This window comes from Qipengyuania rhodophyticola, from assembly GCF_042493225.1.
In the GTDB taxonomy this organism is placed as follows: Bacteria; Pseudomonadota; Alphaproteobacteria; order Sphingomonadales; family Sphingomonadaceae; genus Erythrobacter.
The window spans coordinates 146,979-170,342 of the sequence record NZ_CP170454.1 but is presented as its reverse complement, the minus strand read 5'-3'; the positions used below and the strand labels follow the sequence as shown (position 1 = coordinate 170,342).

The 23,364-nt window shown below is 57.9% G+C and carries 23 protein-coding genes and 1 tRNA gene; 12 read left to right on the top strand and 12 right to left on the bottom strand.

Features of this window, described 5'->3' with window-relative positions; genetic code table 11:
• Positions 1 to 196 precede the first annotated feature (196 nt).
• From ACFCXQ_RS00900 to tilS, 3 genes are all read left to right on the top strand, one after another.
• The gene (locus ACFCXQ_RS00900) at positions 197 to 1,039 is read left to right on the top strand and encodes a helix-turn-helix domain-containing protein (RefSeq protein WP_379552180.1); all 843 of its coding nucleotides are present in this window, start codon (positions 197 to 199) and stop codon (positions 1,037 to 1,039) included.
• Between the two features lie 88 nt (positions 1,040 to 1,127).
• A complete protein-coding gene (locus ACFCXQ_RS00895) occupies positions 1,128 to 2,060 on the top strand; it encodes a tetratricopeptide repeat protein (protein ID WP_379552178.1) in 933 nt (310 codons plus the stop codon).
• Positions 2,026 to 3,033, top strand: coding sequence for a tRNA lysidine(34) synthetase TilS (gene tilS, locus ACFCXQ_RS00890; RefSeq protein WP_379552176.1), 1,008 nt, complete (start codon positions 2,026 to 2,028; stop codon positions 3,031 to 3,033). Before ACFCXQ_RS00895 ends, tilS begins: the two co-directional genes overlap by 35 nt.
• A 9-nt stretch (positions 3,034 to 3,042) precedes the next feature.
• Here the strand turns inward: tilS and rimO are convergent, their stop codons facing one another.
• Complete coding sequence (gene rimO, locus ACFCXQ_RS00885) at positions 3,043 to 4,443, bottom strand: 30S ribosomal protein S12 methylthiotransferase RimO (RefSeq protein WP_379552174.1); 1,401 nt, start codon at positions 4,441 to 4,443, stop codon at positions 3,043 to 3,045.
• A gap of 167 nt (positions 4,444 to 4,610) precedes the next feature.
• On the opposite strand from rimO, the gene ACFCXQ_RS00880 reads away from it, so the two are divergent.
• Entirely contained in the window at positions 4,611 to 5,015 is a 405-nt protein-coding gene (locus ACFCXQ_RS00880) for a DUF1761 domain-containing protein (RefSeq protein WP_379552172.1), read from the top strand.
• Between the two features lie 19 nt (positions 5,016 to 5,034).
• On the opposite strand, the gene ACFCXQ_RS00875 is transcribed toward ACFCXQ_RS00880, so the two are convergent.
• Genes ACFCXQ_RS00875 through serS form a run of 3 tightly spaced genes read right to left on the bottom strand, consistent with a single transcriptional unit; the run spans position 5,035 to position 8,154 of the window.
• Entirely contained in the window at positions 5,035 to 6,096 is a 1,062-nt protein-coding gene (locus ACFCXQ_RS00875; RefSeq protein ID WP_379552170.1) for a potassium channel family protein, read from the bottom strand.
• Between the two features lie 13 nt (positions 6,097 to 6,109).
• A complete protein-coding gene (gene surE, locus ACFCXQ_RS00870; RefSeq protein ID WP_379552168.1) occupies positions 6,110 to 6,874 on the bottom strand; it encodes a 5'/3'-nucleotidase SurE in 765 nt (254 codons plus the stop codon).
• Complete coding sequence (serS, locus tag ACFCXQ_RS00865; RefSeq protein WP_379552166.1) at positions 6,874 to 8,154, bottom strand: serine--tRNA ligase; 1,281 nt, start codon at positions 8,152 to 8,154, stop codon at positions 6,874 to 6,876. The genes surE and serS overlap by 1 nt, the downstream gene beginning before the upstream one ends.
• 269 nt (positions 8,155 to 8,423) lie before the next feature.
• On the opposite strand from serS, the gene ACFCXQ_RS00860 reads away from it, so the two are divergent.
• The gene (locus ACFCXQ_RS00860) at positions 8,424 to 9,632 is read left to right on the top strand and encodes a sulfotransferase family protein (protein ID WP_379552164.1); all 1,209 of its coding nucleotides are present in this window, start codon (positions 8,424 to 8,426) and stop codon (positions 9,630 to 9,632) included.
• Positions 9,633 to 9,638: 6 nt separating this feature from the next.
• Complete coding sequence (locus ACFCXQ_RS00855) at positions 9,639 to 9,881, top strand: hypothetical protein (RefSeq protein WP_379552162.1); 243 nt, start codon at positions 9,639 to 9,641, stop codon at positions 9,879 to 9,881.
• 6 nt (positions 9,882 to 9,887) lie between these two features.
• Here ACFCXQ_RS00855 and sppA read toward each other — a convergent pair whose 3' ends face one another.
• Positions 9,888 to 11,771, bottom strand: a complete 1,884-nt coding sequence (gene sppA / locus ACFCXQ_RS00850; RefSeq protein ID WP_379552160.1) for a signal peptide peptidase SppA — start codon at positions 11,769 to 11,771, stop codon at positions 9,888 to 9,890.
• Between the two features lie 123 nt (positions 11,772 to 11,894).
• On the opposite strand from sppA, the gene ACFCXQ_RS00845 reads away from it, so the two are divergent.
• Positions 11,895 to 12,914: an aspartate carbamoyltransferase catalytic subunit gene (locus ACFCXQ_RS00845; RefSeq protein WP_379552158.1), complete on the top strand. Its 1,020-nt coding sequence runs from the start codon at positions 11,895 to 11,897 to the stop codon at positions 12,912 to 12,914.
• Positions 12,911 to 14,137 (top strand): dihydroorotase, encoded by a 1,227-nt coding sequence (locus ACFCXQ_RS00840; protein WP_379552156.1) that lies wholly within the window; start codon positions 12,911 to 12,913, stop codon positions 14,135 to 14,137. The genes ACFCXQ_RS00845 and ACFCXQ_RS00840 overlap by 4 nt, the downstream gene beginning before the upstream one ends.
• A gap of 203 nt (positions 14,138 to 14,340) precedes the next feature.
• Here the strand turns inward: ACFCXQ_RS00840 and ACFCXQ_RS00835 are convergent, their stop codons facing one another.
• From ACFCXQ_RS00835 to ACFCXQ_RS00825, 3 genes are read right to left on the bottom strand one after another with little or no spacing between them, the layout of a single operon-like run.
• Positions 14,341 to 15,831, bottom strand: a complete 1,491-nt coding sequence (locus ACFCXQ_RS00835; protein WP_379552154.1) for an SPOR domain-containing protein — start codon at positions 15,829 to 15,831, stop codon at positions 14,341 to 14,343.
• A 44-nt stretch (positions 15,832 to 15,875) separates the two neighbouring features.
• The gene (locus tag ACFCXQ_RS00830; protein ID WP_379552152.1) at positions 15,876 to 16,406 is read right to left on the bottom strand and encodes a hypothetical protein; all 531 of its coding nucleotides are present in this window, start codon (positions 16,404 to 16,406) and stop codon (positions 15,876 to 15,878) included.
• Positions 16,407 to 16,433: 27 nt separating this feature from the next.
• A complete protein-coding gene (locus ACFCXQ_RS00825) occupies positions 16,434 to 17,153 on the bottom strand; it encodes an AAA family ATPase (RefSeq protein WP_379552150.1) in 720 nt (239 codons plus the stop codon).
• 322 nt (positions 17,154 to 17,475) lie between these two features.
• Between ACFCXQ_RS00825 and ACFCXQ_RS00820 the strand changes: the two genes are divergently transcribed.
• Positions 17,476 to 18,765, top strand: coding sequence for a DUF418 domain-containing protein (locus ACFCXQ_RS00820; protein WP_379552148.1), 1,290 nt, complete (start codon positions 17,476 to 17,478; stop codon positions 18,763 to 18,765).
• A gap of 3 nt (positions 18,766 to 18,768) precedes the next feature.
• Here the strand turns inward: ACFCXQ_RS00820 and ACFCXQ_RS00815 are convergent, their stop codons facing one another.
• Positions 18,769 to 19,581, bottom strand: a complete 813-nt coding sequence (locus tag ACFCXQ_RS00815; RefSeq protein WP_379552146.1) for a hypothetical protein — start codon at positions 19,579 to 19,581, stop codon at positions 18,769 to 18,771.
• Positions 19,582 to 19,794: 213 nt separating this feature from the next.
• Here ACFCXQ_RS00815 and ACFCXQ_RS00810 point away from each other — a divergent pair, with 213 nt between their 5' ends.
• Positions 19,795 to 19,983 carry a (2Fe-2S)-binding protein gene (locus tag ACFCXQ_RS00810; protein WP_379552144.1) on the top strand — a complete coding sequence of 63 codons (189 nt, stop codon included), beginning with the start codon at positions 19,795 to 19,797 and terminating at the stop codon, positions 19,981 to 19,983.
• Between the two features lie 129 nt (positions 19,984 to 20,112).
• On the top strand, positions 20,113 to 20,595 hold the full coding sequence (gene bfr, locus ACFCXQ_RS00805) for a bacterioferritin (protein ID WP_379552142.1): 483 nt from the start codon (positions 20,113 to 20,115) through the stop codon (positions 20,593 to 20,595).
• A gap of 94 nt (positions 20,596 to 20,689) precedes the next feature.
• Here bfr and ACFCXQ_RS00800 read toward each other — a convergent pair whose 3' ends face one another.
• The 3 genes from ACFCXQ_RS00800 to ACFCXQ_RS00790 all read right to left on the bottom strand — a co-directional run bounded on the left by ACFCXQ_RS00800 (position 20,690) and on the right by ACFCXQ_RS00790 (position 23,056).
• Positions 20,690 to 21,181, bottom strand: a complete 492-nt coding sequence (locus ACFCXQ_RS00800) for a DUF2721 domain-containing protein (protein WP_379552140.1) — start codon at positions 21,179 to 21,181, stop codon at positions 20,690 to 20,692.
• Complete coding sequence (der, locus tag ACFCXQ_RS00795; protein ID WP_379552138.1) at positions 21,178 to 22,632, bottom strand: ribosome biogenesis GTPase Der; 1,455 nt, start codon at positions 22,630 to 22,632, stop codon at positions 21,178 to 21,180. Before der ends, ACFCXQ_RS00800 begins: the two co-directional genes overlap by 4 nt.
• 124 nt (positions 22,633 to 22,756) lie before the next feature.
• Positions 22,757 to 23,056, bottom strand: coding sequence for a DUF3297 family protein (locus ACFCXQ_RS00790; protein WP_379552136.1), 300 nt, complete (start codon positions 23,054 to 23,056; stop codon positions 22,757 to 22,759).
• A gap of 151 nt (positions 23,057 to 23,207) precedes the next feature.
• Here ACFCXQ_RS00790 and ACFCXQ_RS00785 point away from each other — a divergent pair.
• Positions 23,208 to 23,292: transfer RNA gene (locus ACFCXQ_RS00785), tRNA-Leu, on the top strand.
• Positions 23,293 to 23,364 lie beyond the last annotated feature (72 nt).

Genomic DNA, 23,364 nt, shown 5'->3' with positions numbered 1-23,364 from the left:
GCCCGATCGTCGCCCGATCGTCGCCCAATCCTTATTTGATCGAGCTTTTGAAGCTGGTCGCGCCTCAGCCTCGTCCTATCAAGATTGGCCGCCTGCTCAGATGTAAAATTGGTTTCCGCGCTTGACAGTTGTACGTTTTCGTCATTTCTTCGGTTCACGGGGATCAAAAAAAGCAGTTCTGGGTATCGGGAGCGCCATGAGCGAAGACTCAAACGAGACAAATGGCAATCTGCCGCTAGGCGGGGTTGGCGAGCGCTTGCGTGAAAAGCGCTTGGCCAAGGGCATGGAACTTGATCAAATTGCGGCGGAAACCCGCATCCCGCAGCGCCACCTTGTCACAATTGAAGAAGGCAATTTTGCCGATTTGCCCTCGCGTACTTATGCGATTGGTTTTGCACGCACTTATGCGCGCATTGTGGGCGATGATGAGGCCGAGATTGTCACTCTCGTGCGCGAAGAGCTGGCCTCGGCGAATGAGATGCAGGAGGGCACACGCGCAGCCTCATTTGAGCCTGGTGATCCGGCTAAAGTCCCTTCTCGTGGACTTGCTCTTGTTTCTGGTCTGGCGGCGGTCTTGCTGCTGGTGGGCGGCTACACTTTTTACACGACCTATTTCGCACCTGGTCTGGGGCCTGCGCCTCTGCAGGATAACAATGCACAGATCGCCGAGGGTGAGGCCGATCCGCAGAGCGATACAGCCCAGACCGCGCAAACGGCGATTGCGACTTCTGATGAGGTCATCTTCACCAGCGAAGAAGATGGCACTTGGGTCAAATTCTACGATGCTAGTGGTGCTCGCTTGTTCGAGGCCCAAATGGCTGCAGGCGATAGCTTTACCATCCCTGCAGATGCTGAGGGTCCGCAGATATGGACCGGGCGTCCGCATGCGCTGGCCATTACTATTGGCGGGGTAAGCGTGCCGAAACTTTCTGAGGATGATGAAGTCATCAAGGATGTGGCGGTGACCGCAGAAGCCCTGCGCACGCGCGCCGACACTGCCGCCGTTTCAAGCGGCACGCCGGTCGTCGACGAGAGCTGAGTTGGGATAACGCCCTTCATCCTCTCGACAGGCCAGAGGCGCTACGGCATTCGCACAAAAGATCACACAGTTTGAGGAGCCTTCATCGATGAAAGCCCGCCCGATTATTTTCGCCGCTCTTGCAGCCTCGGTTTTGGCCGTACCCGCGCCGGTTATCGCGCAAGACAACAATGACGAGTTGCGCATCCGCAAGTTGGAGGCCGAAGTGCGCGCGCTTCAGCGGCGCGTATTCCCCGGTTCGGATGGACGCTTCTTTGAGCCGGAAATCACGGGAGCGCCTGCCAGCACGGCAACCAATAATGCCACTTCGACGACTGCGGTGACGGACATTTTGTCGCGCCTTGGCGCGCTTGAGACTCAGATCCAACGCCTTACCGCGACAACCGAACGCAACGAAAATGCTATTGGCATTCTGACTGAGCGCCTCGATTCTATCGAAAGTGGCAGCAGTTCGGGGTCGCTGCCCGAAGGAACTGTCAGCGCGCCTTCTACTGCGCCGGCGACTTCACTGACGCCCGCTCCAACGACCACGCAGCAAACGGGTGCGCAAGCGGCCACAACGCCCGCTGCGACAGGTCCAAGTGCTGAGCGGCTGGAGGCTGTGCAGGCGATTGCCAAGCCGCAATCCGATGATCCTGCAGATGACGAATATTCCTATGGCTTCCGTTTGTGGAATGCGGGCTTTTACCCTGAGGCTCAGCAGCAGCTGGCAATGTTCATTGACCGCTATCCTTCGCATTGGCGCGTGACGTACGGCCGCAATCTGCTGGGCCGCGCTTATATGGATGACAATAAGCCGCGCGAGGCCGCACCGTGGTTCCTCAATAATTATCAGGCCGATAAAACTGCGGCTAGGGCCGGTGACAGCTTACTGTATCTCTCTGAGGCGATGATCGCGCTAGAGGACACACAGCGTGCTTGCATTGCTTTGTCAGAATTCGCTGAGACATACCCCGCGCTCGCCTCAGGCCGTCTGCAAGGCCAATATGAGCGCAATCGCGCAAGGGTCACCTGCAATTGATAGCCGAGTAGATCTTGATGGCATTGCCCCGGAGCTGTTCCAGCGATTTGACGCTGATTTAGCTGCGCTTTGGGAGCATTCCGAGGGTGCGAAATTGGGTGTGGCGGTATCCGGCGGGCCAGATAGTCTGGCTTTGCTCTTGCTAGCCGCGGCTAACATGTCTGACCGGGTCGAAGCGGCGACTGCCGATCACGGACTGCGCGCGGAAAGCGGCGATGAAGCGCGCTTTGTTGCCGAGGTCTGCGACGCATTAGGAATTGCTCATACGATCCTTCCGGTAGAGGTCGATGAGGCAGGCAATCTTCAGGCCAACGCACGCGGTGCCCGATATGCGGCGCTGGCAAAGTGGCGAGACGAACGCGGGCTTTCTGCCGTCGCGACCGCTCACCATGCCGATGATCAGGCCGAGACGCTGCTTATGCGGCTGAACCGTGGGAGCGGTCTGGCTGGATTATCTGGCGTCCGGGCCGTGGCGCAAAATCCTAGCGATGACAGTTCTGTGCTGCGGCCCTTACTTGGGTGGCGCAAGGCAGAACTGGAGGCGGTCTGCGAGGCTGCCGGCGTTCAGCCAGTGCGCGATCCCTCCAATGAAGATGCAAGTTTTGACCGGGTTCGGATGCGCGAGGCTCTGGCCGAGGCAGAGTGGATGGACCCTTTGGCACTCGCGCAAAGCGCGCAGCATATCGGCGAGGCGCAAGAGTTTATTGAGGGCGCTATTGCGCAGGGTTTTGCAGCGCGCACTCGGCAGAACGCACAGGGCACCACCTATGCGCCGGCTGGCTCCCGATTTGAAAATATCGAGATCGTCAGATTGATTTTCGCGCGGTTTGGCATTGAGCCGGTCCGTAGTGAAATCGCGCGATGCGTTGACCGGCTGAACCAAGGACAAAACGCATCACTCGCCGGGGTTCTCGCGCGGCCTGATGGAGCCGAATGGCACTTTGCACCAGAGCCGCCGCGCCGCACGCGCTAGCGCGCCGGATTACTGTCTGATCACTCCGAACAGATCATGGGCGTCAGCGTCTTCGACTTCGGCATTCACAATATCACCTGCGCGCAAAGCAGCGGGCACATTGCGCAGATAAACCGCGCCGTCGATTTCAGGTGCGTCTGCTTGGCTACGCCCTGTTGCGCCGATATCGCCGTCTTCGTCAGGCTCGCCAACTTCATCGATGATTACGGGCAAGGTTCGGCCAATCTTGGCTTGTAGCTTTGCTGCTGAAATACGCTCCGTGACTTCCATCAGGCGGGCGTAGCGCTCTTCCTTGACCTCTTCGGGTACTGGATCGGGCAGGCTATTTGCCTGTGCGCCCTCAACAGGTTCAAACCGGAACGCGCCCACGCGGTCGAGCTGTGCCTCTTCGAGCCAGTCGATGAGATATTGGAAATCTTCCTCAGTCTCGCCGGGGAAACCAACCACAAAGCTCGATCGTACGGCAATATCGGGACAAATTTCGCGCCAGCTTTTCAGCCGCTCCAGAACTTTGGCCTCATTCGCGGGGCGTTTCATGCGCTTCAATACGCTGGGCGCGGCATGTTGAAACGGGATGTCAAGATAGGGCGTCAGCAAGCCCTCCGCCATCAACGGGATGACCTTGTCGACATGCGGATAGGGATAGACATAATGCAGGCGCACCCATGGCGCATTGCCTTGCGCGGTACGCAGCTGGCCCAGCTCGCGCGCTAGGTCGGTCATGTGTGCGCGCGGCTCGCGGCCTTTCCAAGGGCGGGTCTCATGGCGCGTATCAACGCCGTAAGCGCTCGTGTCCTGGCTAATCACAAGTAGTTCTTGCGTGCCAGCAGCAACCAGTTTTTCCGCTTCGCGCAGCACGGCATCAATGCGGCGGCTTGCGAGCTTTCCGCGCAAATCCGGGATAATGCAGAATGCGCAGGAATGATTGCAGCCCTCCGAGATCTTCAGATAGCTGTAATGGCGCGGCGTCAGCTTGATATCATGCTCGGACGGCTGCGGAATCAGGTCGACAAACGGACCTTGCGTCGGCGGGGCATGCTCATGCACGGCCTCGACCACCTGCTCATATTGATGCGCGCCAGTGACCGCTAGAACAGCTGGGTGCGCCGCCCGAATGGCGTCTGCCTCTTCGCCCATGCAGCCGGTCACAATGACGCGGCCATTCTCCGAAATCGCCTCGCCAATCGCGGCAAGGCTCTCTTCCTTCGCGCTGTCTAGGAAACCGCAAGTGTTGACCAGCACGACGTCGGCGCCTGCATAATCAGGGCTCATCGCGTAGCCATCGGCGCGCAAACGCGTGAGAATACGCTCGGAATCGACCAGCGCCTTGGGGCAGCCGAGGCTGACCATCCCTACTTTTTTCTGGGGGGCGACCTTCTTCTGGTCCGGGAGGGTGGTTGCAGTGTTCATGATTTGGCGCGCCTCTACACCGGGCGGCGCAAATAGGCTAGTGCTTGTCACAGTGGTCCGAGTAGCCGCGCCCTCCACCTTTCCACCCGGATTGTGTCCCGGTAGGCTCCGGGTGGTAGGGAGGAGGATGTGGGTGGCTTGGTTCTCAACAAGGACGGGAGGGAAACATGTTTGATGTAAATTGGATTGGGATCATTGCCGCTGCAGCGATGGGCTTTGTCGTGGGCGGTATCTGGTACGGGCCGATCATGGGCAAGAAATGGATGGGCGCGGTCGGCCTCACCGAAGAGCAGATAAAAGAAGGCAATATGGGCCTGATTTACGGCGGTGCATTCGCCTTCTCACTGCTTGCGAGTTGGACGCTGGCACACACCTTTGCGAGCTATGATTATGAGTTATCAGTTGTCGCCAAGGTGATGACGGCATTGGGTGTCGCGGTTGGGTTTGTCATCCCAGCGCTGGGCACAAATTACCTCTTCAGCCAAAAGGGTAAGGCGCTGTTCTTTATCGACGCGGGTTATTGGATCTTGTTCTATCTGGCGATGGGAACGGTGCATGCGTTTTTGCCTTAGCGACTTCGGTGATCAGAAACTAATGATCATCGCCGTTAGATGTGCCGTTTTCCGTCGGGACAATTTCGACCACAATGTCGCCGGGCTGCAAATCCTGACATGCCTTTTCCCAAAAGCCGAGCACTTGATCACCGCGATAAACCCGCAAGCCGCGCCCGCCAGATTTCAGATTGGTGATTGAGCCGCCGCATTCCTCTTGGTCAACCTCGCGCTCGACCAGCTGGACCCGGCCCGTTACCGAGGCGAGGTCAGCGAGATAATCCGCAATATGCTCGCCTTTGGCGCTGCCCGCGAGCAAGAGGCCGGTGAAGCGCACTGGGTTGATCACATTATTCGCACCGGCTTGGCGCGCGAGCGATTCGTTGTCATCCGCGCGGACAACTACGCTAATCGGCATATCCGGTGCCATTGCGCGCACGGTCAGCACAATCAGGATTGATGTGTCATCGCGCCCCGCCGAAACCAGCACATTCTGGGCCTCAGTAATGCGGATAGCCTTGAGCGTGTCATCGCGCGTCGCATCGGCGGCCATGACATTGCAACCCATCTTCTCTGCGATGGCGAGACGTTCTTCGCTAGGATCGATTACGACGATCCGGTGCGGATCGGTGCCGCGCTCGATCAGCTCATCAACCGCTTCGGAGCCGGAGATGCCAAAGCCCAGCACGACAATATGATCGGATAATTGCTCTTGGATACGGGCCATGCGCCACTTCTCCCAACTGCGCTTGATAATGAAATTATAGGCTGTGCCGACAAAGATGAAGAACACGGCGAAACGAATGGGCGTGACAATCACTGCCTCGATCAGGCGCGCACTGTCAGACACTGGCGTGATATCGCCGAAACCCGTCGTCGTGACGGAGATCATGGTGAAGTAGACAACGTCCAGAAAGCTGACGTGACCATCAACTGCATCGACCAGACCTTCGCGGTCCCACCAATGGATCATCACGACCAGGAAGATTAGTCCAAACGCCAGCCCCAGCCTGATGCTGAGGTCCCCCCATGCCGATATCTTAACCGCGCGTCGCAGCGGCTGGAAACGCGATTGGGCAATACGTCCTTTGGACTTACTCATCGGGAGGCTTGTGTCATCCTGCGAAGCGGTCTGCAAGGGTGCCAAGCGATTGATGATGCGTCAAATCCAGCTGGAGCGGGGTGACGGCGACATATCCCTCGGCAATCGCCTCCAGGTCGGTGCCATGGTCAAGTGTGTGCTCAATGGCATGAAGGCCAAACCAGAAATAGTCATAGCCGCGCGGGTCCTTGCCTTCGACGAGAGAACCGCGCGAGTAATCATGAAAGCCCTGACGCACGGGGCGTATACCCTTCACTGCATTCGCGGGGATAGGCGGGAAATTGACATTGATGAGCGTGCGCTCAGCGAGCGGTATGTCCAGAAGCGGAGTGATGACGCGCGTGCCCCATTCGCGCGCCGCATCGAACGGCACTGCGTCGGCCATGCCTTCGCGCGAGTAGACTTGGCTGAGTGCAATGGAACGGATGCCCGCTAGCGCTCCTTCGATAGCGGCGGAAACGGTGCCGGAATAGGTGATGTCATCGCCCAGATTAGCCCCTCGATTAACGCCGGACAGAATGAGATCAGGCGCATCTGGCATAACTTTGCGCAGCGCCATCATCACCGAGTCCGTCGGCGTGCCGCTGACGGAAAACCGGCGCTCGCCGTGCTGGCGCAGGCGCACTGGTTCATTGAGCGTCAGGGAGTGGCCCGCGCCCGATTGTTCCTCTGACGGTGCGCAGACCCAGATGTCATCGGAGAGCTCGCGGGCGATCTCTTCCAGCACCTCAAGACCCGGCGCGTTGATCCCATCATCATTGGTGAGAAGAATGCGCATTATGCGGCTGGCACCAGCTTTGTGACGCCGCCCATATAGGGGAGGAGAACCTCGGGAACGGTAACGCTGCTATCGGCCTGTTGGTAGTTCTCAATGATCGCCACCAGCGTACGGCCTACCGCGAGGCCGGAGCCGTTGAGAAGATGGAAATACTCGCTCTTCTTCTCACCCTCCGGGCGATAGCGGGCATTCATCCGGCGCGGTTGATAGGTCCCACCATTCGAGCATGAGCTGATCTCGCGATATGCGCCTTGTCCGGGAAGCCAGACCTCCAGATCATAGGTCTTCATCATGGCCGATCCCATATCACCTGCGCATAGCGCCATTACGCGGTAATGCAGGCCCAGCTTCTGCAACAATCCCTCGGCAATTGCAGTGATGCGCTCCAGTTCAGCTTCCGCCTGTTCGGGAAGCGCGGCCACAATCATCTCGACTTTCTCAAATTGATGCTGGCGGATGAAACCACGCGTGTCACGGCCTGCCGCGCCGGCTTCTGATCTGAAACATGGGGTTAGCGCGGTCAGGCGCATCGGAAAGTCAGTCTCAACGAAGAGCTGTTCTCGGAAAGAGTTCCCCAGCACCATTTCAGAGGTTGAGATGAGCAGTCGGTTATCGGTTGTACGAAACAAGTCTTCGCCAAATTTAGGCAATTGACCGGTCCCATAGCCTGCCTCTTCAGAGATCAGCAGCGGCGGGTTGCATTCAACAAAGCCATGTTCCTGAGTGTTGTTGTCGAGCATGAACTGACCCAGTGCGCGGTGCAGGCGCGCGATGTCACCGCGCAGGAATGTAAAACGCGCGCCGGATATCTTCGCGCCGGTCTCAAAATCCATGCCCAGTTCGGGTGCGAAATCGGCGTGTTCTTGCGGCTCAAAATCAAACTCAGGCTTTTCTCCCCATTCACGCAAATAGACATTGTCATCTTCGCTTTCACCATCGGGCACGCTTGGGTCGAGAACGTTTGGCAGTGAGAGTAGGGTCATCCTTAGCTCATCACCCAGCTTTCGATCCTCTTCCTCCAAAGCAGGCATAGTTTGCTTCAGTTCAGCAACTTCCGCCTTCAGCGCCTCGGCCTTGTCCGTGTCACCCTGACCCATTGCCTGACCGATGGCTTTGGAGGCTTCGTTACGGCGGCTTTGCGCCTCTTGCAGCTTGGTCGTGACCTCGCGCCGCTTAGCGTCGAGCGCGAGAATGTTGGGGCTAACCGGCTCCAGCCCGCGCCGCGCCAAAGCTGCGTCGAAAGCTGCGGGATCGTCTCTGATTACGCGTATATCATGCATGGCCGAGAGCCTATGCCCGCGCGCGTGGATAATTGCCAGAGGGGATCGCAAGCAGGGATCACACCTGCACGCAGATGTGCGTGAATGCGCCTAGCTCTCTTGATCCCAGTAGTCGATCCGTTAAACCGCTGGGCAACCGAGTGAATCCTCCACTCCATCCAAATAGAGTAATCGTGCAGAGCGTCTCTTCGCAGCCACCCACAAGAACTTCGTTTATCGGTCTGCTTGATCGCACAATGAGGGCGGGCCGCCGCCTGGGGTTTGCGGATGTGCCACGATTGGAGAAGCAGTTCCTGCTTGATCAGGCGTCTGCCGCGGCTGGCCTTGATGACTTTGGCGATAGTTGGTTCGAGCGGCCATTGGAGGTCTTGCTAGACGCTATCCGCGAGGAGGCGCGGCTCAATGCAGCCGGTGAGTGGTCGGCGATGAAACAGTTTCATCATGTGCTGCGCGACCGGCTGCTGGCGCAGATGTGGTTCAAGAAGCACCCCGAAATCCTTGCGCGGCCAATCAAGCGCCCGGTCATTATTGTTGGCCCCATGCGCTCGGGCACCACGCGGCTGCACCGATTGCTGGCGAGTGATCAGCGGTTCTCGCATATGCGCAGCTTTGAAACGATCAGCCCGGTTCCGCGCCCGGGTTTTGAGGACGTGCTGGCAGGCAAAAAGAACGATTTTCGCCCAGTGCTGGCCGCGCGGATCATGAAAGTCGCGCGCCTCGCCAATCCGCGCACGCTATCCATCCACCCCACCGGACCGTTTGAGCCGGAGGAGGAGCTTGGCCTGCTGGTCGCAAGCATGTGGGGCATGAAGCATGAAGCGCAGTGGCATGTGCCAAGTTATGGCCGCTGGTGTGAAGGGCAGGACCCCGCGCCCGCCTATGCCTATATGGCGGATCTCTTGCGGCTGGTTGGCTGGTCTCAGCAAACCTCCAGCATTCGCCCGTGGATCCTCAAAACGCCGCAGCACATGCTGGATTTACCAGCGCTTTTGAAAACCTTCCCCGATGCGCGGCTGATTTTTAGCCACCGCGATCCTCAGCAAGTGGTGGGCAGCGCCGCCTCACTCGCTTGGAATCAGACGATTATCTATTCCGATCATGCGGATGCTGCGACGATTGGCGAGGAATGGCTGCTGAAAACCAAGCTCCAGATTGAGAGGATGCGCGCCGCACGTGAGAGCATACCGGCAGACCGCATGATTGACGTGCGTTATGAGGACATGGACCGCGATTGGCGCGGCACGATGGAGCGGGTTTATGGCTTCTTGGACCTTGATATGGAACCTGCGGTATCTGGCATGGAGGCGTTTCTAGAGCGATCCAAAAGCCTTAAGCGTCACCCGCATAATTATACGCTGGAGCAGTTTGGGCTGACAGGGACCCGCGTCCATCAGGAACTCGGCGATTATGTGCGAGACTTCGATATTCAACGCGAGGGCAGCTTTGGCCAAGATGAAAGTGCGCTAGCAAGCGCTTGAACCCAGGTGAGCGCGCCGCCTCCGCCGAAACCTGCTCTGCATTTCGTTGGCTTTCGCGATGAGCGCTATTGGAATGCGGTGCGCATCTGGGGCAAGCCGGACTTCATTCACATAACTTATGATCGCTATGCAGTGCATGACATGCTGGATACAGACACCGTCGTGTTCGCCAAGGGCGATTGGACACAGGAACCGCGCTCTTTCGGCGGGCCAGATGTGTTCGAAAAGGAACTGCCGAACGCCGAGTAGCGCGGCCTAGTCGGCAAACCCTTTTAGGAACAATCCGAGCCAGCTTTGCGCGGCGTTCTTGTCGGACACAGCCCGCTGCGGTGCAGGGCATTCCAGACAATACGCCTGCGCACCATTTGCACTCAGCAACCGGTCAAGATCGGCCTGCACTTGGCCGAGATGGCGGTGCTGCGCGCTGGCAATGTGTGCAACGATATCGCCCCGAGCTGTACTGCTGGTTTCGGTTTCTGTGCCGAAGAACATTTGCCGCAGGAACGAATCATAAGCGCTTGGCGGCGTACCCAAATACTTCACATGCCACTCACCTTCGCCAAGCTTAGCCTGTTCGGCTGCCCAGGCAATTGCAGTTGAAAGCCCGCCATATTGATCGACCAGCCCGATCTGGCGCGCTGTGCCGCCATCCCAGACGCGGCCCTGACCAATCCGATCAACTTCTTCGAGGCTGAGATTGCGAGCATCGCCCACGCGGGTAAGGAAGTCCTGATAGCCGTTTTCGATCGAGGCTTGCAGGATCGCGTCCACTTCGGGTGTGAACCCACCGACGAAGTCTGGTTGCCCCGAGAGCGGTGTGGTTTGCACACCATCGACATCGATACCCCATTCAGTGGCCAGACCTTCAAAAGTGGGAAGAACCGCGAAGATACCGATTGAACCAGTGATCGTTTCGGGTTCGGCAAAAATGCGGTCAGCAGGCGTTGCCACCCAATAGCCGCCGCTTGCAGCGACATTGCCCATGGAAACGGTGATCGGAATGTCATTCGCTTTGTGTCGCAGGATCGCGTTACGGATTTCCTCACTTGCGAGCACAGAGCCGCCTGGGGAATCCACGCGCACAACCAATGCGGCCAAGTCGTCGTCTAACGCCTCGTCGAGCAATTCTGCGATACGAGCTCCGCCCGCAACTCCAGGCCCAGCCTGGCCATCAACGATTTCGCCAGCGATTGTCACCACGCCGATCGGCTTGCCTGATGTGTCTGTTCCGACAGATTGCAGCCATGGACCTAGGTTGGTTGCGACATAGGCTGTGTCGCCCGCGCTATCCTCACCCACCAGCTCTGCCACGCGCGTTTCAAATTCATACCGGCTGCCGAGCTTGTCGATGAGCTTTGCGTTCAGAGCCGCTGTGCCAAAGTCACCCTCAGCCGCGTTGACCCAACGCACCGGGTCGCTGGTAATCTGGTCAAGCTCAATCTCGGGCCGCGCCTTCTTGACGTGTGCTTGCCATTCTTCCCATAGCGCGCTGTATAAAGCAGTCGCATTTTCACGCGCTTCGGCAGACATGGAATTGCGGTCGTACGGCTCGACAGCGCTTTTATACGTGCCGACTTTGTAGATGCGCGCATTGATGTTGAGCTGGTCAAGCAGTTCGCCATAATACAGCCTTCCACCGCCAGGGCCGGCGACTATCGCGCCGCCGAGTGGATCCATCCAGATCTCACTCGCATGCGATGCGAGTAGGATGGAATCGTCGAAATAGGCTGTCGCGTAAGCAAGCACTGGCTTGTCGGCCGCACGAACCCGGTCAAGCGCTTCACCAATGGTTTGCAGATTGACTTGGCCGCCGCCCAAAAAGCCATCAAGATCAAGCACGACGGCCTTGATCCGGTCATCCTTGGCCGCTGCGTCAATCGCTTTTACCAAATCGCGCGCTTGGGTTTCCGGCATTGGTGTCTGGCCAGAGACGAAAGCTTCGATTGGGTCGATCTGTGTGCGTTCCTCAACAATCAAGCCATCGAGATCGAGCAGCAACGCCCCCTCGCGTACTTGCGCCGGACTGGGCCGATTAGTGAGAGCTGCGAATAGAGCCCAGAAGAAAAGCAGCATGAACAGCAGGACCAGCCCGTCTTTCACACCCACCAGCAGACGCCAGATCCGGCCCGCAAAACGCATTTTACACCTCTAAAGAAACCTGTTTCACCTCTTTAACTAGGGATGAATTAAGAAAACACCACGGAAAATCGCCACACAAATCGCTTGAGCAGCTGACTGGGCTCGACTAGGGGGCTTGCTTTAATGACATCGCCGAAAGACCTCTCGCAAAATGGCCGCTATCCAGCGGGCCGTCTTGCATTCCCGCATCGCGATTTAACCGGCATTGGCCAGCTTGAACGCCATGAAATCCTTTTCCTGCTTGATGAAGCAGAACAATGGATCGAACTTAATCGCCAATCGAACAAGCACAATGACGCGCTCGCCGGGCAAACAATTATCAATGCGTTCTTCGAAAACTCGACCCGCACGCTGCTCAGTTTTGAGATTGCCGGTAAACGGCTCGGCGCCGATGTGGTCAATATGCATGCCGCGCAATCGAGCGTGAAAAAGGGTGAGACGCTGATCGACACGGCGACTACGCTTAACGCCATGCGCCCGGATGCGATTGTGATACGTCACGGTTCAAGCGGTGCGACACAGCTGATTGCGAGCAAGGTCGATTGCCCAGTTTTGAACGCAGGTGATGGCAGCCATGAACACCCGACGCAGGCATTGCTTGATGCACTGGCTTTGCGCCAAGCGCTGGATGCGCGGGGTGAAGCATCAGAGGACTTCACCGGCCACACAATCGTCATCTGCGGTGATATTTTGCATAGCAGGGTCGCGCGATCGAACTTGCTATGCCTTCAAGCCTTGGGCGCGACGGTTCGCCTTTGTGCGCCCCCTGCGCTGATGCCGGCCGGGATTGGAGCTATGGGGGCGGAGGTCTTCCATGATTTCGATGCTGCTTTGGATGGAGCAGATGTGGTGATGATGCTGCGGCTTCAAACCGAACGGATGAGTGGTCAGTTTATCCCTTCAGAGCGTGAGTATCATCACCTTTATGGTCTCACGAAAAAGCGTTTGCAGGCGTGCGCGCCGGACGCGCTGGTGATGCATCCTGGCCCGATGAACCGAGGGGTTGAGATCGATAGTGAAGTGGCCGATTTGATCGACCAATCCATCATCACGCGCCAAGTGGAAATGGGGGTCGCAATTCGCATGGCCTGCCTCGATGTGCTGACTCGGTCGGCTCGCGGGCTTGAGGGGTGGACGGCATGAAGCAGCGGGCGCCTCTTTGCATCACCAATGGTCAGCTAATTACGCCCGGTGGCGTCGTCGCAGGTTCCGTGCGTCTAGTGGATGGACGGATCGCTGCACTCGGCGACGTCACTCCGCAAGATGGCGATGAGGTTGTCGATACGCGCGGAAATCTTATTGCGCCGGGGCTCGTTGATTGCGGTGTGTTTGCGATTGACAAGCCCGCCTTTCATTTTGGCGGGATCACGCGCGCGGCATTGATGCCGGATCAGGCGCCGCCGCTCGATCTGCCCAGCCGTGTTTCGTATATTGCCAAGAGCGGCAAGCCGGACCTGTGGGTGCACCCAATGGCCGCTGCGACGCGCAATTTGGCGGGCGGTGATCTGGCCGAGATCGCGCTGATGAAGGATGCAGGCGCGCGCGGTGCCGCGACGGGGCGGAAATGGATCAGCGATAGCGGTGTTATGCTGCGTCTGCTGCAATATGCCGCTAGCCTTAATCTGCCAGTGATCGCGCATTCCGAAGACGCCGATATTGTAGGAGATGCAGTCGCGACGGCGGGCGAAATGGCGACGCGGCTTGGCCTTCCCAGTGCACCGGCGGCGGCAGAGACACTGGCGCTCGCCCGCGATATTGCGCTTGCCGAAATGTCCGGCGCGCGGGTTCATTTCCGCCAAGTGACCACAAGGGCAGGGCTCGATCTGGTACGGCAGGCGAAGGCGCGCGGCGCGGCGATTACGGCGGGCGTCACACCAGCGCATTTCATGCTGTCCGATCTCGCGATGGCCGATTTCCGTAGCTTTGCGCGTCTCTCGCCGCCACTGCGCAGCGAGGATGACCGGCAGGCCGTGCGCGAAGCGATTGCTGACGGCACGATCGACATGATCGCCTCGGGCCATGATCCACGCGGGCCGGAGGATAAACGCTTGCCCTTTGCCGATGCAGAGCCAGGCATGGCGGGCGCAGAGACATTGCTGGCCATGGTACTGGGGCTGGTGCGGGATGAGGTGATCGACATGGCGCGCGCCTTTGATCTTGTGGCGGGCGCTCCAGCGCGGCTCTTGGACGTCGAGGCTGGCGCTCTGCGCGAGGGGTATGAGGCGGATATCGCGCTGGTTGATCCGGACAAGCCCTGGATCGTTCAAAGCGCGAAGATGGCGGCGACTGCCGGCAATACGCCGTTTGATGGCCAGCCCACGCAAGGCCGGGTGACGGCGCTTTATAAGGGCGGTGTGGCGGTTTAGTTTTCTCGAATGAGGTCCAAGCCACCCGCGCCCTCCACCCTTCCATCCAGATAGTGTCGTGGTAGGCTCCGGTAGAACGGTGGAGGGAGCGGGTGGCAAGGCTCGCAGACTAAAAAGAAAACCCCTCCCGGATTGCTCCGGAAGGGGCTTTGCTAGTCTTTAGATGGAGTACGCTTACCGCAGGGCTTGGGGGCCCTTTAGATTTAGCGTGCCGCAACCCTGACATCATTGTCGATTGTTCCAGGCAGCGGGTTATTGGCAGCGTAAGCAATGCAACCTGCACCGCCGCGCTTAACTTTTGAACACATGCTCACTGCGGAAGCCTTGGCGTAACCACCGGCCGCGACGCGGTAGTAGATTTTGCCTTTGACCTTGGCTTTCGAGATCACCTTTTGTGAACCCTCAAGCTCTGGGTGACGGGCGAGGAAGACTTTCCAGGCCGCTTGAGCATCGCTCATTGAGAAATATGAACCGAGCTGGACGCGGTAATTGCCGCTTTCAGCTTTCGCCATTTTAGGAGCTGGCTTTGCCGCAGGCTTGGAAGATGGCTTCTTAGCGGGGCTTGCCGTTGAGGCGAGCTGAGTGTGCGGTATTTTCTGCACGACTTCACCGCTCGCAAACTTAACGCCGTTTACGGTTTTCGCCGGAGCCTTAGCTGTTTTGACCGGGGCGGGCTTTACCGCTGCTTTTGGAGCAGTGGTCGGCTTAGGCGTTGGAACAGCCGCCTTCGCAATTTTCGGCGCTGCTTTTGGAGCAGGCTTTGATGCAACGCGCGGTGCGGGTTTCTCAGCAGCAACCTTCATAGGCTTAGCAGCTGGTTTCTTCACGGCAGGCTTTGCAGGCGTCGCAGATGCCCACTCGCTGACCGGTGGCAATTCGCCATTGGCGGCGAGCTTTGGTGCAGCAGGAACCTTAGCGGCTTCTGGCTTCACGGTGTTTTCCGCCGCCAGCATTGGCACGCTGGGGTGATTTGAAAGCGCAAGAGCAATCGGCTGACCGCTATCGGCAACCATTGGCACGCCGAGAAGGCTTGCGACGCGTGCGTGGTGCAGCCCCGGTGCAGAGGTCGTAGCCCATTGGCCCAAACGATCGCCAACTTTGTCAGCCGGAAGATCTTGTGCAACCATCAGACGTGCTGAGCGCCAGTCACCCTTGAGGGCGAAAGCATAGGCCAGGTTCTGACGAACTTTTGCGGTGTTCTGACCAGAGCGCAGAGCGTTGCCCAGAACGTGCACGCCTTGTTGGGGGCGACCAGCCATTGCAACAGCGAGGCCGAAGTCAGCTGGATCAAGCTGCGCTTCATATGTGTCGAGCGTGGACAGAGCGCCGCGCTGATCACCGCTGGCAAGCTGTGCCAGAGCATAGCTGACGATTGTGCGTGATGATGTGTCGCCAAGCTCAAGTGCTTCGCCATAAGTCGTGGCAGCAGACGCAAACCGGCCTGCTTCCATATAGGTTGAACCAAGCACTGCGCGGTTTTCAGCAACACGCGGCGCAGCCAAAACGGCAGCTTCAGCATGGCTGACAGCTTTGCTTGTTTTGCCCTTGGCCATCGCCATCTCTGCTTGCGCAGAAGAATAAGACGCCTGCGGCGCGGCTTTGCCTGTGCAGCCGGCCAGCGTTGCGCTGGCAAGAGCTGTCGTGACGGCAAGTCCGATGATCCGTTTGTTGCTAGCTGTTTTTGGCTTGCTCATGGGGTCTCCCTCCTTCGGGAATTATCTTCGTGAATTTGCTTGGCTTAGCTACGCTGCACTTGGGCAGCGAGGCCGTCGATTTCGGGCATATTGTCGAGCATTGCATCAAGCGCTTCGGTTACGAATTGCTGTGCGCTGCAATTGCGGATTGTGCTGGCGAGGCGCAGGCGCAAATGGCGCTCTGCATCAAGCCGCAAGGTAAAGGCTGCACGCTTTGATCCACCATTAAGGGAAGGGACCGTTGCCGATTTGCGCTTCCGTTTAGTCTTCTCAATTTGAGCTGAGAGCTGCTCAAGGCTGTCTTGCACAGGGTTGTCCGTTGCAGGATCTTGAGCGGCAAGGTTCGCGAATGCTGTCTGCTCGTTGTCTGCGTTGAGCGACACAACATTGGTATCACTGGCGTCCGCTGCTGCGGCATCGCCCATATCGTTCCAACCCAGATCTTCCAGATTGGCCGCAGCTAGCTTGCCGTCTGGCTTGCCCAGCATCCCTAGCTGAGGCCGCATGGCAGGCTTTGCTCCCCCCTTGCGTGCAAGCAAGGTCGGGCAGAGCGAGGCGAATGAAGTGTCGGACATAATTGAGCTCCGCTGCAAATCTTGGCGCTATTGCGCGACCCGGCGACCAAAGCCGCCGCCTTGGCGCTGTGTGCCAGCTGATGCAACCTGAGTGGTGTTAGGTGCAGCAAAGACTGTACGGCGGAAGTTCTTCTCAAGCCGGTCCGAGATATATTTCCAGAGCGCGACCATTTCGGCAGCACTGCGGCTATCTGGATCAACTTCCATAACTGTGCGGCCATCAATCATTGAGGCAGCAAAGTCGGTGCGGTGATGCAATGTGATCGGGGCCACGGTGCCGTGCTGTGACAGCGCCACAGCAGCTTCCGAGGTGATCTTTGCTTTTGGCGTTGCCGCATTGATCACGAAGACCAATGGCTTGGCAGCACGCTCACACAAATCAACGGTCGCACCAACAGCGCGCAGATCATGCGGGCTCGGGCGGGTTGGGACAACGATCAGCTCTGCAACAGAGATAACCGATTGGATTGCCATGGTGATGGCTGGCGGTGTGTCGAGCACGGCCAGTTTAAAGCCTTGCTGGCGCAACACTGCCAAATCATTGGCGAGACGCGCAACTGTGGTTTGCGCAAAGGCAGGATAATCATCCTCGCGTTCATTCCACCAATCGGCGAGTGATCCTTGCGGATCGATGTCAATCAATACGACTGGTCCAGCGCCTGCGCGCTGGGCCTGGACGGCAAGATGTCCAGACAAAGTTGTTTTGCCGGAACCACCCTTTTGTGATGCCAAAGCCAGTACTCTCACGGCCTTGTCCCCCTGTGTTAAGCCCTAGGTTGCTTGTTCACCGCCACCGAGCATCAGTGACGTCTGCCATTGAGATCGCAGACTAGAACTAATTTTAGGTTAACCAGACGCAATGATTGCGCAGCGAGGCCGCTTATCTAAGCGCTTCTTACGGGCGCGATTGCCCCTTTAGGCACACCGGCGCATTGCCGTTAATAAATCGAGAAAGGGCTTGTTGAAGCTATGACGTCACACGCCTGAGCATATGCCTTCTCCTTATGCGGCTGGCTCTTTCCCTTCTGTGTTAGGGTGCTAAAGCAGTTGGTGCGTAACGGAGGGCAGGATGACGGGTACAGCAAGTTCTGAGCAGCCAGCGGGTGATGATCTACCTGCAAGCGTAGGAGACGTTGCTGTTCCGGTCGCGGAATCCGGCACGCGTATTGCCAGTCTCGATTTTATCCGCGGGCTTGCTGTGATGGGGATTTTGGCAGCCAACATCGTCGCCTTTGGTCAACCTTTCTCTGCCTATATGTATCCCGCCGCCTTCCTCACGCCGCATGGCGAAGCGGAAGGGTGGATGTGGGTAGCGCAATTTGTGCTCATTGATGGCAAGATGCGCGGCCTCTTCACGCTGCTATTTGGTGCTGGGCTTTATCTGTTTATGGAAAACGCCTGGGCGAAGGGTGCGGGCAGGGGGCTGCAAGTGCGGCGTCTATTGCTGCTCGGGCTCTTCGGCCTTGTGCATTTCTTCTTTATCTGGCGCGGCGATATCCTCTTTTTGTACTCTGTCGCCGGCCTGCTCGCTCTGCTGTTCATCAAGCTCTCGGCCAAGCGGCAATTGCTTTTGGGCGTCTTGGGATATCTTTTTGGCGGTCTCCTTTACATGGGCATGGGCGCGGCCATGGAAGCGTCAGCATCCGGCGCGTTCGGGGAAGAGCAAGTCGCCGAAATGGAGGCAAGCAAAGCGGAGGAACTTGCGGGCGGGGTGCTTGAGGCGGAAATTATTCGGAGCGGCGATTATGCCGAACACGTTGCGCGCAATTTCACGGAGCACGCTTCTGATTTGGCCTTCACACTCTTCCTATTCGCGTTTGAGACTCTGCCGCTCATGCTAATTGGTATGGCGCTGTATCGCATGGGTTTGTTCATTGGCGGCCTCAATCAGACCAAGCAAAGGATGTGGGGCTGGATAGGGCTTCTTGTGGGTGCGGCAGCGCATGTGCCCATCGCGCTTGCCGCGCGTGCAGATGGATTTGACTATTATGGCACGCTTGCGGCGTTTACGGGCTGGTCGCATTTCCCGCGTTTGGCGATGACATTGGGCTTGGCCGCGCTTTTGGCGTTGTGGGGGCGGCATGCTGGTGGGTGGCTGGCGCAGCGCGTATCCGCGGCGGGCCGCGCCGCCTTCACCAATTACCTTGGCACCTCAGTCGTGATGCTGTTCGTGTTCCACGGTTGGGCAGGTGGGCTCTATGGAGAGCTGACGCGCGGCGAGCTCTATGTCGTAACCCTACTGACCTGCATATTGATGCTGGCATGGTCCAGGCCGTGGCTTGATCGCTACCGCTATGGACCGCTTGAGTGGCTGTGGCGGTGCCTGACATATGGCAGGCTATTCGCCCTCAGGCGATAGTGGCTACTCAGCAAAAGTGTCCGGCCTGCTGTTCGCCCTTGCGATCGCTTCAAGAGCATCGTCGCGCGTTACGATTGTTTCGCGAGAAACGTCCTCGTTAAGTGCAGCCATCCGGGTCCCAGCGCCGTCAACCACCAGTGACGTGTAGCTGCCATCGTCATTGCGCTCAGAGACCGTGCAAATATCAAGGGTATCCAACGCCACAAGCATGGATTGCAGGATCGCAACAGCGCTCAAGTGGATATTGTCCCATTGAGATGCCACGTTTTTCGACAGCACATCCATTGTAAAAATGCCATTTGCGCATTGCGCTGTGCCGCGCATGGTAAACCCGCCAACCAGTTCCAGCCACAGGTCAGGCGCGACAGATATCAAGAGAGTTTCTATGTCGCCGGTCGTTGAGCCGTCATAGATCCGCTCCCGAATATATGTGTCAGGCAAAAGCGATTGCGGTTCTCCCAAATAAATAATCGAGGTGGAAGTTTCGTCTTCCTCTAGGCGGAAGGCTGAACCATTGAGAGCCTCGAATTGAGCCAGCACCTCAAGCATATCGGTACCGCGCGTTGACCAATCTTGGAGAGGCTCGCCTTTCGCCAGCATAAGTTCCAGCAACTCATTTTGGATGGCTGCGAACTCATCGGTTTGCTGCATCATAAAGAAAAGAGCGCTGAGTGGGATTTCCTGCTCTGCGGCAGATTCTCCGCTGTTGGGCAGTGGCGGCTCATTCTGGGCAGGCGCGTTCGGCTCCTGCGCAAGTGCCGGTGTGCCCAAGGCCAAAACCGTTGCGGCGCAAAGGAGTATTAGAGATTGCTTCATGAACTGAGGTTCAAGCTATTCACGCGAAAACGCAAGCAAATCCAATTCAGCCACTGTAGGCACGCAGTTTTTTCGATCTTTGTGATCGCAAAAAGCGAATTAATTCAGATATATGGCCCTGTTTAAGTGCGAATGGCTCGCAAAAGCGCTTGCTATTGAGAATAAGTCGCATAAACTAGCTACTGCGAATCACTCGCAGGAGATCAGGGCCGAATGTATACATGCATTTGTAACGCTATCCGGGAAACTGACCTTCGCCGCGCGGCGAAAAGCTGTTCGGGCGATGCGGAGGCGGTCTACGCCAAGCTGGGCAAGACCCCAAACTGCGGCCAATGTCTCTCTGAAGCTGACCAGATCCTGTTCGAAGAACGTCTTGCGGCCTGCGAACCCGTCGCAGCTTAGCCTCAAAACCCGCTAACGCTAATCGCTCGCAAGTGGCGGAATTCCGCCATTTTTCGGCCCCTCTGCCCTTGTAAGACTGACCCTTCTCACCCTATGTGGCGGGCCAATCGGATATTACAGGAGTTTGCCATGAAGGGCGACGCAAAGGTCATCGAATTTCTCAATAAAGCGCTCACTAATGAGCTTACGGCGATCAACCAATATTGGTTGCATTACCGTGTGCTCGACGATTGGGGGGTGGCGAAACTAGCTGCTTATGAACGCAAGGAATCCATCGAGGAGATGGAGCATGCCGACAAATTGGCTGAGCGTGTGCTGTTCCTCAATGGGCTGCCCAACTTCCAAGCCGTGCACAAATTGCGAGTGGGCGAGACGGTTGAGGAAATCCTCAAGGCGGACATGGCGCTTGAGGAAGACGCGATCCCGCTGCTGCGCGATGCGGTTGAGTATTGCGAGAGCGTGCGCGACTATGTCAGCCGCGATCTATTCGCGATGATCCTCGACAATGAGGAAGAGCATGTCGATTTTCTCGAAACCCAGTTTGATATGATCAAAAACATGGGCCTTGAGAATTACGTGCAACTGCAAAGTCAAGCCGCTGGCGAGGGCTAACGCTATCGGCGGAGGTGGCTGAGGCTACCTCCAATTAGCGGGATTTGAAGAGCGAGCGCGAGAAATCGGGCTCGCTCATTCGCTTGTGCGCGCTCTAATCATCATTATCAGCGTCGCCGCTATAGCGCGGTTGTCCCGCCGCAGCGACGACCGTTTCCATAGCAAAATGAACCAGCCCAGTGATTAGAAATATCATCGTCGTGATCCAGGCGATTGCAGTGATTGTGCCGGTACCCTGCTTGATGAGCGCGCCGATAAACAAGAGCGTGATGACCACACAAATCGATAGCGCCGCCCCAGTGCTGTACATCACTGCACGTTGAACCAACCTTCGTCTGCGGCATAGGCGAGCGATATCGAGCTTGTCCTTGCGTGATTGCTCGTCATCCATCCGGCTCTCGAGCCGTTCGATCCGCTCGGCGATCCAAATGAGCCGGCTCATCATCACATTCATCACCGCGCCAATTCCTGCCAGGAGGAAAGCCGGCGCAAGGCTTAGCCGAACAATTTCCTGCACGCGCGCCGAGCTGGAGGTTTGCTCGATCAGATCAGTGGTAATGCTTGCAGAGGCGAGCAGATCAATCACGTCTTCTCTGATCCGCCCGAATAATTGCCTCCGCCGCCGCGATTGGCATTGTACGGGTTCTTCGGGCTTTTGAGCACGACGCGCACAGGCACGGCCTCAAAGCCGAGCTTGGCGCGAATTCCGTTCACCAAATAGCGCTCATAGCTTTTGGGGAGCGATTCCAGACGCGTTCCAAACACGACAAAGCGCGGCGGGCGTGTGCCAGCCTGCGTGATATAGCGCAGCTTTATCCGGCGACCGCCCGGCGCTGGCGGCGGGTTCGCTTCCATCGCGTGATCAAACCAGCGGTTCAGCGCGGCTGTGGGCACGCGTTTTGACCAACTTGCGCGGAGTTCAAAGGCCGCGCCCAGCATAGCGTCAAGGCCCTTGCCGGTTTTCGCAGAGACCGCAAACAGCGGCACGCCGCGGACCTGCGCCAGTCCGTCATAAAGCGCATCGCGAATACCATTGAATAGCGCACTCGGGCTCTCTGTCCCATTGTCGCCCGCGACATCCCATTTGTTGATCGCGACCATCAATGCGCGTCCTTCTTCAAGGACCATGCTGGCGATTTTGAGATCCTGATGTTCAAGGCCTTGTGTGGCATCCAGCAGCAGCACGACAACTTCGGCGAAATCCACCGCGCGGCGTGCATCGGCGACGGAGAGCTTTTCCAGCTTCTCGGTCACATTGCGTTTCTTTCGCATGCCGGCTGTGTCGATCAGGCGGATATCGCGCATCTCGCCGCTTTTGGGGTCTGCCCACTGCCAGTCTACCGCGATCGAATCGCGCGTGATCCCAGCCTCGGGGCCAGTCAGCAGGCGGTTCTCACCCAGCAGCCGGTTGATCAGCGTTGACTTGCCGGCATTGGGCCGTCCGACAATGGCGAGCTTGAGCGGGCCAGTTGGAAGGCCATCCTCATCTTCATCTTCGTTCAGCGCGTCTTGCTCGGCCTCAGCCGTCTCTGCATCGGCCTTTTCGCCGATAACCGGCCACAGCGCGCCAAACAGATCAGCAATGCCTTCACCGTGTTCGGCGGAGACGGCTACTGGATCGCCCAGACCTAGCTCAAAGCTCTCGAACACGCCTGCTTCGCCTGCTTTGCCCTCGGCCTTATTGGCGACGACTGAAACGGGGATTGATTGCTCACGCAGCCAGCGCCCGATTTCTTTGTCTAGCGGGGTCAGGCCAGCGCGCGCATCAATGACGAAGAGAACCGCATCGGCGCCTTCCAGGCTCACCTCGGTCTGCATGCGCATCCGGCCGGGCAGGGTATCGGCGTCTTCATCTTCCCAACCAGCAGTGTCGACGATCGTGAAATCCATGCCCGCAATCGACGCATCGCCCATCCGCCGGTCGCGCGTCACGCCGGGCTGATCATCGACCAGCGCGAGCTTTTTGCCGACCAGCCTGTTGAACAGGGTCGATTTGCCGACATTGGGTCGGCCGATGATGATGACGGTCGGTTTCATCTTTGTTGCTTTGCGCTGTTGCCTTCCGCACCCTGCGCCCTTCCACCCGGACTTTCACTCCGGAGTATGATCCGGGTGGAAGGGCGGAGGGCGGGGGAGGCTCGGACGATCATCAGGCCAAAACCTAGTCCTTCTTCGCGACGGGCGGATCGTCGCCCAGATCTTCAAACCATGCTTCAACTGGGCCGTTCAGCTTCAGCGTCAGCGGCCTACCCTTGCGGTCAACGGTCTTGCCAGCCTGCACGCGCACCCAACCTTCGGAAATGCAATATTCCTCAATATTGGTGCGCTCCGTGCCTTTAAAGCGGATGCCGATGCCGCGCCCAAGCACGTCCGCATCGAAATGCTCGGAGCCGGGATGGATTGCTAGCCGGTCAGGCGGGGTTTGCGGCTTATCAGCCTGAGTGTTCGTTTCTTCAGTCATAGGCTGGGCCATTAGGCGGCTGAGGCCCGCCTCGCAAGCAAACAGATGCGCGGATTATGCGGACTATGCTTGCCCTTTGCGCTGCTTATGATTAGAGGCACGCGCCTGAACGCGCGTCGGCTGTCGTCGGCGCGCATCTTCGTTCGGGCATGCGGGCGTGGCGGAATTGGTAGACGCGCTGGTTTTAGGTACCAGTATCGAAAGATGTGGGGGTTCGAGTCCCTTCGCCCGCACCAACTCTGCGACGCATGCTGATGAGCGATTTAAGTTATTGACCATAAAACGGTTTTTAGAAAGTCAAGAGAACC